The organism is Peribacillus frigoritolerans (genome assembly GCF_040250305.1).
GTDB lineage: Bacteria > Bacillota > Bacilli > Bacillales > DSM-1321 > Peribacillus.
This window is the reverse complement of record NZ_CP158190.1, coordinates 82,312-97,500: the sequence shown is the minus strand read 5'-3', so window position 1 is coordinate 97,500 and position 15,189 is coordinate 82,312. Positions and strand designations below refer to the sequence as shown.

At 45.9% G+C, this 15,189-nt stretch carries 10 protein-coding genes, 9 tRNA genes and 4 rRNA genes (1 of these 23 only partly in view); all 23 read right to left on the bottom strand.

What is annotated here, in order from left to right:
• Positions 1 to 518: ribosomal RNA gene (locus ABOA58_RS00530) — 16S ribosomal RNA — on the bottom strand (it extends 1,033 nt beyond the left edge of the window).
• 158 nt (positions 519 to 676) lie between these two features.
• A tRNA-Ala gene (locus ABOA58_RS00525) sits at positions 677 to 752 on the bottom strand.
• 10 nt (positions 753 to 762) lie between these two features.
• A tRNA-Pro gene (locus ABOA58_RS00520) sits at positions 763 to 839 on the bottom strand.
• Between the two features lie 10 nt (positions 840 to 849).
• Positions 850 to 926, bottom strand: a tRNA-Arg gene (locus tag ABOA58_RS00515).
• A 9-nt stretch (positions 927 to 935) separates the two neighbouring features.
• A tRNA-Leu gene (locus ABOA58_RS00510) sits at positions 936 to 1,024 on the bottom strand.
• A 12-nt stretch (positions 1,025 to 1,036) separates the two neighbouring features.
• Positions 1,037 to 1,111, bottom strand: a tRNA-Gly gene (locus ABOA58_RS00505).
• Positions 1,112 to 1,116: 5 nt separating this feature from the next.
• Positions 1,117 to 1,198: transfer RNA gene (locus tag ABOA58_RS00500), tRNA-Leu, on the bottom strand.
• 9 nt (positions 1,199 to 1,207) lie between these two features.
• Positions 1,208 to 1,283: transfer RNA gene (locus ABOA58_RS00495), tRNA-Lys, on the bottom strand.
• Between the two features lie 42 nt (positions 1,284 to 1,325).
• Positions 1,326 to 1,401, bottom strand: a tRNA-Thr gene (locus tag ABOA58_RS00490).
• Positions 1,402 to 1,412: 11 nt separating this feature from the next.
• Positions 1,413 to 1,488, bottom strand: a tRNA-Val gene (locus tag ABOA58_RS00485).
• A 10-nt stretch (positions 1,489 to 1,498) separates the two neighbouring features.
• A 5S ribosomal RNA gene (rrf, locus tag ABOA58_RS00480) occupies positions 1,499 to 1,614 on the bottom strand.
• Positions 1,615 to 1,678: 64 nt separating this feature from the next.
• Positions 1,679 to 4,611, bottom strand: a 23S ribosomal RNA gene (locus tag ABOA58_RS00475).
• A 176-nt stretch (positions 4,612 to 4,787) separates the two neighbouring features.
• Positions 4,788 to 6,338: ribosomal RNA gene (locus ABOA58_RS00470) — 16S ribosomal RNA — on the bottom strand.
• The 16S, 23S and 5S rRNA genes sit together here with 9 tRNA genes alongside, the layout of an rRNA operon.
• Positions 6,339 to 6,761: 423 nt before the next feature.
• Positions 6,762 to 8,261 carry a lysine--tRNA ligase gene (gene lysS / locus ABOA58_RS00465; RefSeq protein WP_350302757.1) on the bottom strand — a complete coding sequence of 500 codons (1,500 nt, stop codon included), beginning with the start codon at positions 8,259 to 8,261 and terminating at the stop codon, positions 6,762 to 6,764.
• Between the two features lie 187 nt (positions 8,262 to 8,448).
• Positions 8,449 to 9,447 (bottom strand): tRNA dihydrouridine synthase DusB, encoded by a 999-nt coding sequence (dusB, locus tag ABOA58_RS00460; RefSeq protein ID WP_350300863.1) that lies wholly within the window; start codon positions 9,445 to 9,447, stop codon positions 8,449 to 8,451.
• 22 nt (positions 9,448 to 9,469) lie between these two features.
• Positions 9,470 to 9,682: a helix-turn-helix domain-containing protein gene (locus ABOA58_RS00455; RefSeq protein ID WP_101225931.1), complete on the bottom strand. Its 213-nt coding sequence runs from the start codon at positions 9,680 to 9,682 to the stop codon at positions 9,470 to 9,472.
• Entirely contained in the window at positions 9,634 to 10,161 is a 528-nt protein-coding gene (gene folK / locus ABOA58_RS00450) for a 2-amino-4-hydroxy-6-hydroxymethyldihydropteridine diphosphokinase (protein ID WP_350300862.1), read from the bottom strand. Before folK ends, ABOA58_RS00455 begins: the two co-directional genes overlap by 49 nt.
• A 2-nt stretch (positions 10,162 to 10,163) precedes the next feature.
• A complete protein-coding gene (gene folB, locus ABOA58_RS00445) occupies positions 10,164 to 10,523 on the bottom strand; it encodes a dihydroneopterin aldolase (RefSeq protein ID WP_133353008.1) in 360 nt (119 codons plus the stop codon).
• Position 10,524: 1 nt separating this feature from the next.
• Positions 10,525 to 11,361: a dihydropteroate synthase gene (gene folP, locus ABOA58_RS00440; RefSeq protein ID WP_350300861.1), complete on the bottom strand. Its 837-nt coding sequence runs from the start codon at positions 11,359 to 11,361 to the stop codon at positions 10,525 to 10,527.
• A gap of 162 nt (positions 11,362 to 11,523) precedes the next feature.
• A complete protein-coding gene (cysK, locus tag ABOA58_RS00435) occupies positions 11,524 to 12,450 on the bottom strand; it encodes a cysteine synthase A (RefSeq protein WP_133353006.1) in 927 nt (308 codons plus the stop codon).
• Between the two features lie 130 nt (positions 12,451 to 12,580).
• Positions 12,581 to 13,477, bottom strand: coding sequence for a peptidyl-prolyl cis-trans isomerase (locus tag ABOA58_RS00430; protein ID WP_350300860.1), 897 nt, complete (start codon positions 13,475 to 13,477; stop codon positions 12,581 to 12,583).
• An 18-nt stretch (positions 13,478 to 13,495) separates the two neighbouring features.
• Positions 13,496 to 14,377, bottom strand: coding sequence for an Hsp33 family molecular chaperone HslO (hslO, locus tag ABOA58_RS00425; RefSeq protein ID WP_350300859.1), 882 nt, complete (start codon positions 14,375 to 14,377; stop codon positions 13,496 to 13,498).
• Positions 14,378 to 14,403: 26 nt separating this feature from the next.
• Positions 14,404 to 15,183: a type III pantothenate kinase gene (locus tag ABOA58_RS00420; protein WP_063235928.1), complete on the bottom strand. Its 780-nt coding sequence runs from the start codon at positions 15,181 to 15,183 to the stop codon at positions 14,404 to 14,406.
• Positions 15,184 to 15,189 lie beyond the last annotated feature (6 nt).

Sequence of the window (15,189 nt, the reverse complement as noted above, 5' to 3'; positions counted from 1 at the left end):
AGTTAGCCGTGGCTTTCTGGTTAGGTACCGTCAAGGTACCAGCAGTTACTCTGGTACTTGTTCTTCCCTAACAACAGAACTTTACGACCCGAAGGCCTTCTTCGTTCACGCGGCGTTGCTCCGTCAGACTTTCGTCCATTGCGGAAGATTCCCTACTGCTGCCTCCCGTAGGAGTCTGGGCCGTGTCTCAGTCCCAGTGTGGCCGATCACCCTCTCAGGTCGGCTACGCATCGTCGCCTTGGTGAGCCATTACCTCACCAACTAGCTAATGCGCCGCGGGCCCATCTATAAGTGACAGCGTAAACCGTCTTTCCATCTTCTCTCATGCGAGAAAAGAACGTATCCGGTATTAGCTCCGGTTTCCCGAAGTTATCCCAGTCTTATAGGCAGGTTGCCCACGTGTTACTCACCCGTCCGCCGCTAATCTCAGGGAGCAAGCTCCCATCGATTCGCTCGACTTGCATGTATTAGGCACGCCGCCAGCGTTCGTCCTGAGCCAGGATCAAACTCTCCGAAGAAATGTTTGACTTGCTCATTTGCTTTTTTGATAGTGTGTGCTCACTTAAAATTTAACGTTGGCGCTTTGTTTTGTTCAGTTTTCAAAGAGCAATTTGACTCTTCTTAAAGAATCAACTTTCATATCATAACAAACCCAAAACGGCTTGTCAAGTTTTTTTGGTGGAGCCTAGCGGGATCGAACCGCTGACCTCCTGCGTGCAAGGCAGGCGCTCTCCCAGCTGAGCTAAGGCCCCGAAAAAATAATGGTCGGGAAGACAGGATTCGAACCTGCGACCCCTTGGTCCCAAACCAAGTGCTCTACCAAGCTGAGCTACTTCCCGAAAAAAAATATGGTGCGCCCGGCGGGAGTCGAACCTACAACCTTCTGATTCGTAGTCAGATGCTCTATCCAATTGAGCTACGGGCGCATATTAAGATGGTGCCGAGGACCGGAATCGAACCGGTACGGTAGTCACCTACCGCAGGATTTTAAGTCCTGTGCGTCTGCCAGTTCCGCCACCCCGGCATAAATAAATAGTGGAGCGGAAGACGGGATTCGAACCCGCGACCCCAACCTTGGCAAGGTTGTATTCTACCACTGAACTACTTCCGCGAACATGCGGGTGAAGGGACTTGAACCCCCACGCCTTGCGGCGCCAGATCCTAAGTCTGGTGCGTCTGCCAATTCCGCCACACCCGCATAATAAAATGGTGAGCCATGAAGGATTCGAACCTTCGACCCTCTGATTAAAAGTCAGATGCTCTACCAACTGAGCTAATGGCTCATATAAACTATTTATATATGCTATATCAAGCTTGTATGAAAATGGTGCCGGCAAGAGGACTTGAACCCCCAACCTACTGATTACAAGTCAGTTGCTCTACCAGTTGAGCTACACCGGCAAGTGTAAAAATGGTGGAGGATGACGGGATCGAACCGCCGACCCTCTGCTTGTAAGGCAGATGCTCTCCCAGCTGAGCTAATCCTCCATATATAACTGCTTGGCGGCGTCCTACTCTCACAGGGGGAAACCCCCAACTACCATCGGCGCTGAAGAGCTTAACTGCCGTGTTCGGAATGGGAACGGGTGTGACCTCTTCGCTATCGCCACCAAACATAAAAGGAACGTTGTTCCTTCAAAACTAGATAATAAGAAGGTATTTCATTTTTTAAAAAGCGTTGGTTAAGTCCTCGATCTATTAGTATCAGTCAGCTCCACATGTCACCATGCTTCCACCTCTGACCTATCAACCTGATCATCTTTCAGGGATCTTACTAGCTTGCGCCATGGGAAATCTCATCTTGAGGGGGGCTTCATGCTTAGATGCTTTCAGCACTTATCCCGTCCGCACGTAGCTACCCAGCTATGCCTTTGGCAAGACAACTGGTACACCAGCGGTGCGTCCATCCCGGTCCTCTCGTACTAAGGACAGCTCCTCTCAAATTTCCTGCGCCCGCGACGGATAGGGACCGAACTGTCTCACGACGTTCTGAACCCAGCTCGCGTACCGCTTTAATGGGCGAACAGCCCAACCCTTGGGACCGACTACAGCCCCAGGATGCGATGAGCCGACATCGAGGTGCCAAACCTCCCCGTCGATGTGGACTCTTGGGGGAGATAAGCCTGTTATCCCCGGGGTAGCTTTTATCCGTTGAGCGATGGCCCTTCCATGCGGAACCACCGGATCACTAAGCCCGACTTTCGTCCCTGCTCGACTTGTAGGTCTCGCAGTCAAGCTCCCTTGTGCCTTTACACTCTACGAATGATTTCCAACCATTCTGAGGGAACCTTTGGGCGCCTCCGTTACTCTTTAGGAGGCGACCGCCCCAGTCAAACTGCCCACCTGACACTGTCTCCCACCCCGATAAGGGGCGCGGGTTAGAATTTCAATACAGCCAGGGTAGTATCCCACCAACGCCTCCACCGAAGCTGGCGCTCCGGCTTCTCAGGCTCCTACCTATCCTGTACAAGCTGTACCAAAATTCAATATCAGGCTGCAGTAAAGCTCCACGGGGTCTTTCCGTCCTGTCGCGGGTAACCTGCATCTTCACAGGTACTATAATTTCACCGAGTCTCTCGTTGAGACAGTGCCCAGATCGTTACACCTTTCGTGCGGGTCGGAACTTACCCGACAAGGAATTTCGCTACCTTAGGACCGTTATAGTTACGGCCGCCGTTTACTGGGGCTTCGGTTCAAAGCTTCGCTTGCGCTAACCTCTCCCCTTAACCTTCCAGCACCGGGCAGGTGTCAGCCCCTATACTTCGCCTTGCGGCTTCGCAGAGACCTGTGTTTTTGCTAAACAGTCGCCTGGGCCTATTCACTGCGGCTTTTCTGGGCTATTCACCCTAAAAAGCACCCCTTCTCCCGAAGTTACGGGGTCATTTTGCCGAGTTCCTTAACGAGAGTTCTCTCGCACACCTTAGGATTCTCTCCTCGCCTACCTGTGTCGGTTTGCGGTACGGGCACCTTACATCTCACTAGAGGCTTTTCTTGGCAGCGTGGAATCAGGAACTTCGGTACTATATTTCCCTCGCCATCACAGCTCCGCCTTAATGGAAACGGGATTTGCCTCGTTTCCGGCCTAACTGCTTGGACGCGCATATCCAACAGCGCGCTTACCCTATCCTTCTGCGTCCCCCCATCGTTCAAACGATGTATAGGTGGTACAGGAATATCAACCTGTTGTCCATCGCCTACGCCTTTCGGCCTCGGCTTAGGTCCCGACTAACCCTGAGCGGACGAGCCTTCCTCAGGAAACCTTAGGCATTCGGTGGAAGGGATTCTCACCCTTCTTTCGCTACTCATACCGGCATTCTCACTTCTAAGCGCTCCACCAGTCCTTCCGGTCTGACTTCAACGCCCTTAGAACGCTCTCCTACCATCGACACCATACGGTGTCAATCCACAGCTTCGGTGATACGTTTAGCCCCGGTACATTTTCGGCGCGGAGTCACTCGACCAGTGAGCTATTACGCACTCTTTAAATGGTGGCTGCTTCTAAGCCAACATCCTGGTTGTCTAAGCAACTCCACATCCTTTTCCACTTAACGTATACTTTGGGACCTTAGCTGGTGGTCTGGGCTGTTTCCCTTTCGACTACGGATCTTATCACTCGCAGTCTGACTCCCAAGAATAAGTATTTGGCATTCGGAGTTTGACTGAATTCGGTAACCCGTTGGGGGCCCCTAGTCCAATCAGTGCTCTACCTCCAATACTCTCATCTTGAGGCTAGCCCTAAAGCTATTTCGGAGAGAACCAGCTATCTCCAGGTTCGATTGGAATTTCTCCGCTACCCACACCTCATCCCCGCACTTTTCAACGTGCGTGGGTTCGGGCCTCCATTCAGTGTTACCTGAACTTCACCCTGGACATGGGTAGATCACCTGGTTTCGGGTCTACGACCTCATACTCATTCGCCCTATTCAGACTCGCTTTCGCTGCGGCTCCGTCTCATCAACTTAACCTCGCATGAAATCGTAACTCGCCGGTTCATTCTACAAAAGGCACGCCATTACCCATTAACGGGCTTTGACTACTTGTAGGCACACGGTTTCAGGATCTATTTCACTCCCCTTCCGGGGTGCTTTTCACCTTTCCCTCACGGTACTGGTTCACTATCGGTCACTAGGGAGTATTTAGCCTTGGGAGATGGTCCTCCCTGCTTCCGACGGGATTTCTCGTGTCCCGCCGTACTCAGGATCCACTCAGGAGGGAACGAAGTTTCAACTACAGGGTTTTTACCTTCTTCGACGGATCTTTCCAGATCGCTTCATTTACCCCGTTCCTTTGTAACTCCATGTTGAGTGTCCTACAACCCCAAGAGGCAAGCCTCTTGGTTTGGGCTAATTCCGTTTCGCTCGCCGCTACTCAGGAAATCGCGTTTGCTTTCTCTTCCTCCGGGTACTTAGATGTTTCAGTTCCCCGGGTCTGCCTTCAGTACCCTATGTATTCAGGTAAAGATACTGTTCCATTACGAACAGTGGGTTTCCCCATTCGGAAATCTCCGGATCAAAGCTTACTTACAGCTCCCCGAAGCATATCGGTGTTAGTCCCGTCCTTCATCGGCTCCTAGTGCCAAGGCATCCACCGTGCGCCCTTTCTAACTTAACCGTTAAAAAAGATCTTACAGATGCTTTGAAAAAAATTAATTGCCTTCTATCTATTATCTAGTTTTCAAGGAACAAAGCAGAAAGAATCCATCACATCGTGATGTTTGTCTTTCCTATTTGAATGAATTACTCATTCAAAACTGAACAAAACAAAAGCGCTCTCGTAATTATCCTTAGAAAGGAGGTGATCCAGCCGCACCTTCCGATACGGCTACCTTGTTACGACTTCACCCCAATCATCTGTCCCACCTTAGGCGGCTGGCTCCATGAAGGTTACCTCACCGACTTCGGGTGTTACAAACTCTCGTGGTGTGACGGGCGGTGTGTACAAGGCCCGGGAACGTATTCACCGCGGCATGCTGATCCGCGATTACTAGCGATTCCGGCTTCATGCAGGCGAGTTGCAGCCTGCAATCCGAACTGAGAATGGCTTTATGGGATTCGCTTACCTTCGCAGGTTTGCAGCCCTTTGTACCATCCATTGTAGCACGTGTGTAGCCCAGGTCATAAGGGGCATGATGATTTGACGTCATCCCCACCTTCCTCCGGTTTGTCACCGGCAGTCACCTTAGAGTGCCCAACTGAATGCTGGCAACTAAGATCAAGGGTTGCGCTCGTTGCGGGACTTAACCCAACATCTCACGACACGAGCTGACGACAACCATGCACCACCTGTCACTCTGTCCCCCGAAGGGGAAAGCCCTATCTCTAGGGTTGTCAGAGGATGTCAAGACCTGGTAAGGTTCTTCGCGTTGCTTCGAATTAAACCACATGCTCCACCGCTTGTGCGGGCCCCCGTCAATTCCTTTGAGTTTCAGCCTTGCGGCCGTACTCCCCAGGCGGAGTGCTTAATGCGTTAGCTGCAGCACTAAAGGGCGGAAACCCTCTAACACTTAGCACTCATCGTTTACGGCGTGGACTACCAGGGTATCTAATCCTGTTTGCTCCCCACGCTTTCGCGCCTCAGTGTCAGTTACAGACCAGAAAGTCGCCTTCGCCACTGGTGTTCCTCCAAATCTCTACGCATTTCACCGCTACACTTGGAATTCCACTTTCCTCTTCTGCACTCAAGTTCCCCAGTTTCCAATGACCCTCCACGGTTGAGCCGTGGGCTTTCACATCAGACTTAAGGAACCACCTGCGCGCGCTTTACGCCCAATAATTCCGGACAACGCTTGCCACCTACGTATTACCGCGGCTGCTGGCACGTAGTTAGCCGTGGCTTTCTGGTTAGGTACCGTCAAGGTACCAGCAGTTACTCTGGTACTTGTTCTTCCCTAACAACAGAACTTTACGACCCGAAGGCCTTCTTCGTTCACGCGGCGTTGCTCCGTCAGACTTTCGTCCATTGCGGAAGATTCCCTACTGCTGCCTCCCGTAGGAGTCTGGGCCGTGTCTCAGTCCCAGTGTGGCCGATCACCCTCTCAGGTCGGCTACGCATCGTCGCCTTGGTGAGCCATTACCTCACCAACTAGCTAATGCGCCGCGGGCCCATCTATAAGTGACAGCGTAAACCGTCTTTCCATCTTCTCTCATGCGAGAAAAGAACGTATCCGGTATTAGCTCCGGTTTCCCGAAGTTATCCCAGTCTTATAGGCAGGTTGCCCACGTGTTACTCACCCGTCCGCCGCTAATCTCAGGGAGCAAGCTCCCGTCGATTCGCTCGACTTGCATGTATTAGGCACGCCGCCAGCGTTCGTCCTGAGCCAGGATCAAACTCTCCGAAGAAATGTTTGACTTGCTCATTTGCTTTTTTGATAGTGTGTGCTCACTTAAAATTTAACGTTGGCGCTTTGTTTTGTTCAGTTTTCAAAGAGCAATGTCTTTCGGAACAGCTTATTTATAATAACACTTTCATCACTTCAAGTCAACAACTTTTTTTAAAACTTTTTAAAGTTTGTAATCTGTTTGCAACTCGTTCGTAACGACAGATATAAATATAACACCATTACGTTAACTGTGCAATACCTTTTATAAAGTTTTTTTGAGATAATGTTGTTTTTCTTTTAAACCCTAGAATCCACTCTATTGAAAGGCATGAAATTATAATTAAAAAACAAAAACCGAATTGGACTTACCAGGATCAAGAGCTACGCCCTTGATCCCAGCCATCCGAATCCGGCCCTGCAATCAAAACTCATTTTGCTTATATTAGCGATGTCTCATTAAAGGGAATAACAGGACGTCACGTATAGAAGGAGAATTGGTCAATAGCATAACCAAACGGTCAACACCAATTCCTAGTCCGCCAGTCGGCGGCATTCCGTATTCTAACGCCTCCAAGAAATCTTCATCCATTTCATGAGCTTCATCATTACCTTGCTCTCGTTCTTTCAATTGAGCTTCAAAGCGTTGACGTTGATCAATAGGATCATTAAGTTCAGTGAAGGCATTTGCGTGCTCCCTACCTACAATGAATAACTCAAAACGATCTGTGAAACGGGAATCTTCCGGATTTTTCTTTGCTAAAGGAGAGATTTCCACTGGATGCCCATAGATGAATGTAGGCTGAATTAACTTATCTTCGACCTTTTGTTCAAAGAATTCATTTACGATATGGCCGAACTCCATGGATTCCTTAACTTCAATCCCATTTTCTTTAGCAAGCTGCTGGGCTTCTTCTTTACTCATTTCAGTCCAGAAGTCCACACCAGTATATTCTTTTACAGCGTCAACCATGTGAAGTCGTTTCCATTCCGGTTTTAACTCTATCTCATACTCCCCATACTGGATGGTAGTCGTCCCAAGAACTTCTTGAGCTATATGGGCAATCAGGTTTTCCGTTAAACTCATGATATCTTGGTAATCCGCATAAGCTTCGTACAATTCGATCAAAGTGAATTCAGGATTGTGCCTTGTGGACACTCCTTCATTTCTGAAAACCCGGCCAATTTCATAAACTTTCTCCAATCCGCCAACAATTAAGCGTTTTAGATGCAGTTCAATGGCGATCCTTAAATTCAAAGGCATATCCAAAGCATTATGGTGAGTAAGGAAAGGACGTGCAGCAGCTCCACCAGCAACAGAGTGCAATAGCGGCGTCTCCACTTCAAGGTATCCATGATCGTCCAAATAACGTCTCATGGCTTGTACAATACGACTGCGCATGATCAACGTATTTTTACTTTCCTCATTTGTAATTAAATCGACATAACGTTTACGATAACGCTCTTCAACGTCCTTTAAGCCATGAAATTTATCAGGTAACGGGCGAAGCGCCTTAGCAAGGAACACATACTCTTTAGCTTTAATGGAAAGTTCCCCGACTTTTGTTTTGAAGATAACGCCAGTTACCCCTACGATATCGCCAAGATCCGTTTGGTTGAAAATTTGGTAAGAATCTTCCCCTATGTTATCCAGACGAACGTAGATTTGGATTTGGCCGCTAATATCCTGGATATGGGCAAATCCCGCTTTCCCTTTTCCGCGCTTCGTCATGACACGGCCAGCGATCGTAACTTCAATTTCTTTTTCTTCAAGATCTTCCTTTTCTAATTCACCATAAGCACTGATTATCTCCTGAGTGTTATGTGTGCGCTCGAACCTGCTCCCGAAAGGGTCTTGTCCATTATCAATCATGGCCTGCATTTTATCGCGCCTTACCTGCAGTTGGTCATTCAATTCTTCATGACTCACGAAAATCATCTCCATCTTTATTAATAAATGCCTTATATAATTAATCAGAAATTCTTTTGCATACATATTTATTCTTACATAAAGTAAAGAAATTCAACAGCTTTTTATCTTAAAACATTGCTTATGTACATATAAAAACTGCCAGGATTACTGGCAGTTAAGATAAGCGTATTATAGGAAAATAGGAAGGTAATGTCAAACATCAGACCATTTGGATATTTTGTTGCTTCGCTTCAATATCATCAACAAGTCCATAAAGAAGCTTTACAACATCTTCCCTTGTTTCACAATAATTAATTCCTTTGCGAGCTTGAGCATTCCCTTTAACACCCTTTAAATACCAAGAAGCATGCTTACGCATTTCACGAACAGCGACATTTTCATTTTTCAACGCAATCAGACGATCCATATGAAGCACGCAAACGTCCATCTTTTCACGAACTGAAGGTTCATCCATCAGTTGACCGGTTTCTAGATATTTTACAGTCCGGTAGATCATCCATGGGTTACCTAGGGCTGCACGGCCGATCATGACTCCATCAACACCAGTTTCCTTCAGCATTCTTTCCGCATCCTGTGGAGTTTCCACATCACCGTTACCGATAAGGGGAATATTAATCGACCTCTTCACTTCACGGATGATGTCCCAGTTAGCTTTTCCTTCATACATTTGAACTCGTGTCCTGCCATGCATGGAAACAGCTTTACCGCCTGCGCGTTCAACAGCCTGGGCATTTTGAATCGCAAAAACATGCTCATCATCCCAGCCTATGCGCATTTTCACCGTTACCGGCTTATCAACGGCATCAACCACGGCTGAAACCATCTCATAAATTTTGTTTGGATCGAGAAGCCACTTCGCACCCGCATCACATTTAGTGATTTTAGGAACAGGGCAGCCCATGTTGATATCAATGATATCAGCATTTGTATTTTTATCTACAAATTGTGCAGCTTCGACCAAAGATTTCTTTTCACCGCCAAAGATTTGCAAGCTTAACGGCTTTTCTCTTTCATCTATATAAAGCATATTCATCGTTCTAGCATTTTGTAAAACGATTCCCTTATCACTGACCATCTCCGCACAAACAAGACCAGCACCAAATTCCTTGACGGTCAAGCGGAATGCCGAGTTGCAGACTCCCGCCATCGGTGCCAACACTACCGGATTCTTCATTTCTATATCGCCTATTTTTAACACGTTGACCTCCTATAACATTCTTTCATTTATCGTCAGGTGGCTGAAGCTCCTCAATGGAAACATGAAGAATTTCCGCCACTTCCAGTAAAAATGCCTCTGAAGGGTTGCGGTTCCCCCGTTCGACTTCTCCCAGCAAGGAAACGGAAACACCAATTTCCCTCGCAAACCCTTCCTGGGTATAACCCTTTAACTTTCGAAAAGCGCGAATACGCCTTCCCCATTTTTCACCTTCCATAATCGAACTCCTTCTTTATCCGAAATCTGTTCAAGCAGGTCGCTCAAAGGTGCATCCATTTGCGGAAGTGATATATCAGGGTCCACTTCCATTAAAGGCACGATAACAAAAGCCCTCTCGTGCATACGAGGGTGCGGGACTGAAAGAATCTCTGTCTTAATATTTTCTTGATTATATAACAAAATGTCAAGGTCTATAGTACGGGGACCCCACCTAATTTCCCTTTTTCTTCCTAAATCTTGTTCGATTTTCATACAAGCGTGAAGTAAGTTTTCAGGTTCTAAATCGGTTTCCACTTTAAGAACAGCATTTAAAAAACAGTCCTGGTCTTCATATCCTATCGGGTCTGTTTCATATAAAGAAGAGCAGGCCATCATCTTGATATGCGGATTATCAGACAATAATTGGAAAGCTCTTCGGAATGTTTCAAGGCGATCCCCTAAGTTCGACCCTATTGAAAGGTAAGCAATATTTATCACAATCAGCGTCCCCTTACAATCTCTATAGCAACAGACTCATAGTGACCTGCTATTGGAGGATCTGGTTTATAAACCTTGACGGTGCATGTCTCGATGGAAGAATATTTATTAAGCAGTTCAGAAGCGATTTTTTCAGCGACAGCTTCCACTAACTTAAAAGGTTCTCCCTCAACAACACTTTTACACACTTCATATAACTCGCCATAGTTGATTGAGTCTTCAAGGTTGTCACTCTTCCCTGCCTTGGCTAAATCAGTCTGGACGATTAAATCCACTTTAAACCGCTGACCAAGCTTCGTTTCCTCCGGAAAAACTCCATGATAACCGTAAAACTCCATCTTATTCACATATATCTTATCCATTTCATTCACCTTTTCCTAATAGAGCATCCATCATCTTTGCAGTCCGTGCCATTTCCTTCACATCATGTACGCGAACCATCTGACAGCCTTGTTGAATTCCATGGCAAATTGTAGCGGCAGTGCCTTCCATCCGCTCACTAGGCGGCAGGTCCAGAACATGGCCAATCATGGACTTTCTTGATGTGGCTAACAGAACTGGATAACCTAACGATACCAGCTTATCAAGATTCCTCATCATTTCTAAATTTAACTTTAAATCTTTCGCAAAGCCAATTCCTGGATCGAGAATGATGTTTTCATCCTTGACACCTGCATCCTTCACCAACATGATGCTTTCGAATAAATCTTGAAGTACATCCCGGACAAAATGTCCATATTCCATATTACCCCTGTTATGCATCAAGATAATCGGCACCTTATATTCCGCAGCAACCCTTGACATCAAGGTATCGGCTTTACCTCCCCAAATATCATTTAATATATGGGCTCCTGCCTTTACCGCCTCTTCTGCAACTCTTGATTTATACGTATCGACCGATATCGGAATCTCAATATTACGCGATATGGCTTCAATAATTGGGGCGACTCTCTCTATTTCCTCTTCATCAGATATCCTCTCATAGTTAGGCCGGGTCGACTCACCACCTACATCCAATATATCCGCGCCATCGTTGACCATTCGTTCAGCATGCTTCAAAGCAGCATCTATCCGATTATATTTTCCGCCATCCGAAAAGGAATCCGGCGTAACATTCAAAATCCCCATGATTAAGGTTTTCTTGCTGTAATCCAAATCAAATGAACCGCATTTTATTTTTGATGCTCCTGCTAATGACATCCAACGTTCTCCTTCACCTAAAGAAATCTATATATACGAGTTTACCCATTTACATAGGTATAGTGCAAGCTCCATGAAAATCAGGGATACTTCTGCATACTTTGCTCAAAAAGAAAAGCAAAGCCCCATAGGAACTTCGCTTCTCATTTTTAGTGTCTTGTCTTACTCAAAGTTATATAATGGTGTACTTAAGTAGCGTTCACCATTACTCGGTATGATGGCAAGTACCTTTTTGCCTTTTCCCAGTTTGTCAGCCACTTTAATGGCAGCTGCGATTGCACCTCCAGAAGAAATTCCGCCAAGGATTCCTTCTTCTTTTGCTGCGCGGCGTGCATAATCAAAAGATTCCTCTGTATTGACTTGAATGATTTCGTCATAGAGATCTGTATTCAATATACTTGGAATGAAGCCTGCTCCGATTCCTTGGATTTTATGAGGTCCTGGAGTCCCACCCGATAATACTGGAGAATCCGCAGGTTCAACAGCGTAAATTTTAATGTCAGGGAATTTTTCACGCAGGACTTCACCGGCACCTGTTATGGTTCCCCCAGTACCGATTCCGGCAACGAATGCATCCAAGCCTTCATCTCCAAAGGCTTCAACGATTTCAGGGCCTGTAGTGTTCCGATGTACTTCAGGGTTGGCTTCGTTTTCGAATTGCTGTGGAATGAAGTAACCTTTTTCTTTAGAAAGCTCAGTCGCCTTTGCGATTGCACCCTTCATTCCTTCAGGTCCAGGAGTAAGAACTAATTCTGCCCCATATGCGCGAAGCAAGTTACGGCGTTCCAAGCTCATCGTCTCCGGCATAACCAGAATTGATTTATAGCCCTTTGCCGCAGCTACCATTGCCAAACCTATTCCCGTATTTCCGCTTGTAGGTTCAATGATCGTATCACCTGGCTTAAGAGTACCATTTTTTTCTGCCGCTTCGATCATCGCAAGGGCGATACGGTCTTTTACACTGCTGCCTGGGTTAAAATACTCAAGTTTCAAATAAATATCTGCACTGTTTTCATTTTGAAGCTTGTTTAACTTAACAATAGGTGTTTGTCCAATTAAATCGATTACAGAATTAGCTATACGTGCCATTTTCTCCACTCCCTTATCATTTCAATACCGAGTATGTTTATTGGTTTTATAATTTTAAAGTTACCAGTTTTAATAGTTCATTGTCAATGATTATATACTATATTCTAAATTTTCTCACACAACCATTGACCTACTTTTCTTCCTTCAATCCATAAAACCATTCTACATCAAATTCATCCCAGAAAATTTTACCCGAGACCGGTGTCTGAATCTGTTCAAGAGCTATTTGGCGGTGAATCTTGTCTTTAACTTCTTCATATTCATACTGCTTGCCCTTTATTCTTTCATGCAGGTAGAGAACGGCCCAGCCATCCTCCGTTTGGATTGCATCACTCCACTTCTTCACCTTCAATTTCTCGGCAGCGGTTATGTATTCCTTGGAGACTTGCTCGTTATCCTGGGATATATAACCCATGTCGCCTCCTTGATTGGCAGTGAATTCATCAAGGGACTTCTCCATTGCCAATACATCAAAGGAGACACCCTTCTCCAGTTCACGTATGACTTGGTCTGCCTGCTTTTTTGTAGAAGTGGTGATATGGGAAACATGGAAAGCAGTAGGGATTCTGTAGATATCCTTATTATTATCATAATGACTCCGCATTGCCGTTTCGGAAACCGAAACGTCCTTGGTGAGGAGCTTCTCGAGAAGGAGACTCGACTGAATTTCCTGCCTCAGTTGATCGTTACTTTTATTAAGGTTCTGACCGGCAGTCCCATACATCGTTTTCATCATTTTAAGTTCCCGATCAAGCTCTTCATCCGAAGTCTTCACTTTGTATTTTTCAGCTGCCTGTTTCACTACCTCTTTATCGACCATATCCTCAAGTACATCTTCCCCATATCTTTTTTCGAGCTCATTAATCCATGCTTCCCGGGAAATATCCTTGGATCCAACCTTTGCGGCCGTTTCTTCCCCAATGACGGATTTTGAAATGATTAGTGGTTTTATGACAAAGATAATGATAGTCAAAAGGTTCAACAAGGCAAGGCCGGCAATAATCGCCCGAAGCTTTTGTTTTGGCAAACCCTTATCCCCCGTAAATTATTTTTTTGTTTCTTCCTCTAATTCCTCGAGTTCTTCCTTCGAGAATTGGTAGGTCTGATTGCAAAAATGACAATGCGCCTCCGCTTGTCCGTCTGTCTCAATGATATCCCGGATCTCAGCTTGCCCTAGGCTAATCAATGCGGTGGCAATTCTCTCCCTGGAACATTGACAGGAGAATTGGACATCCATTTTTTCTAGTATATTCACATTGCCCTCACCTAATATTTCGGTTAGGATTTCTTCAGGAGTCATGCCACTTTGAATCATCTTGGAAACAGGAGTTATCGTGCTTAGTCGATTTTCGATTTTGGAAATCGTATCTTCGGATGTACCCGGCATCAACTGAATGATAAATCCACCCGCTGCAAGGATTGAATTATCCGGATTCACGAGAACCCCAACCCCCACAGATGATGGCACCTGTTCGGAAGTAACAAAGTAATAAGTGAAATCTTCACCTAACTCTCCCGATACAAGCGGTACTTGCCCCGAAAAATAATCACGAAGACCAATGTCTTTGACAACAGTCAGCAATCCATCGGTACCCACCGCTCTCCTTACATCCAGCTTTCCCTGCTCATTCAAATCAAAGTGGGTTTGCGGGTGAGTGACATATCCGCGGACTTCTCCTTTTGCATTGCTGTCGACCAGGATGGAACCAATCGGTCCACCGCCCTCGATTTTAATCGTCAGCTTTTCTTCACCTTTTAACATTCCGCCCATCATAACGCCTGCCGTCATAGCCCGTCCTAGGGCAGCAGAAGCAGTAGGCCATGTATAATGGCGTCGCTGCGCTTCTCCTACGGTGTCTGTTGTTGAAACAGCATATGCCCGTACCTGTCCTTCATAGCCTAACGCCTTTATTAGATAATCCTTCATTTATTTTGCTCCTTTCAAGCTTTGTATTACTTCTTCACTTGCTCCCGATTACGTTTATAAATCAGCTGCAGCCCCTTCAAGGTCAAAAATGGCTCCACAACGTCAATCACAGTGGACTCATTAGCAATTAAGGTAGCCAGTCCGCCTGTCGCTATTACCGTTGGTTCTAGATTACTTTGCGCCTTAATTCGATTAACGATTCCTTCTACCTGTCCAACATATCCATACAAAATGCCAGCCTGCATGGCGGACACCGTATTTTTCCCAATAATCCCTTCCGGTCGGCTGATTTCTATTCTTGGAAGTTTGGCTGCTTTTGAATAAAGTGCTTCAGTAGAAATATTTATACCCGGAGCAATGGCTCCGCCCATGTATTGTTTATCCTCATTTATGTAGCAATATGTCGTTGCCGTACCAAAATCCACGATAATGAGAGGGCTTCCATATTCCTGAATGCCTGCAACCGCATTAACGATTCGGTCGGCTCCCACCTCACGGGGATTTTCGTATTTAATATTCAATCCAGTTTTTATTCCAGGTCCAACTATTAGCGGTTTAATTCCAAAGTATTTTTTGCACATACGTTCAAGCGCAAACATAATCGGCGGAACTACCGAAGAAATAATGATTCCATCAAATTGATCAAACGAAAGACCTTCATGTTGAAGCAAAGACTTTATGACCATTCCATACTCATCTTCTGTCTTGTGACGGTTAGTCTCTATTCGCCAATGATATTTTAAAATATCTTCATCGTATACGCCTAATACAGTATTCGTATTCCCAACATCCAATACAAAAATCATCGTTTC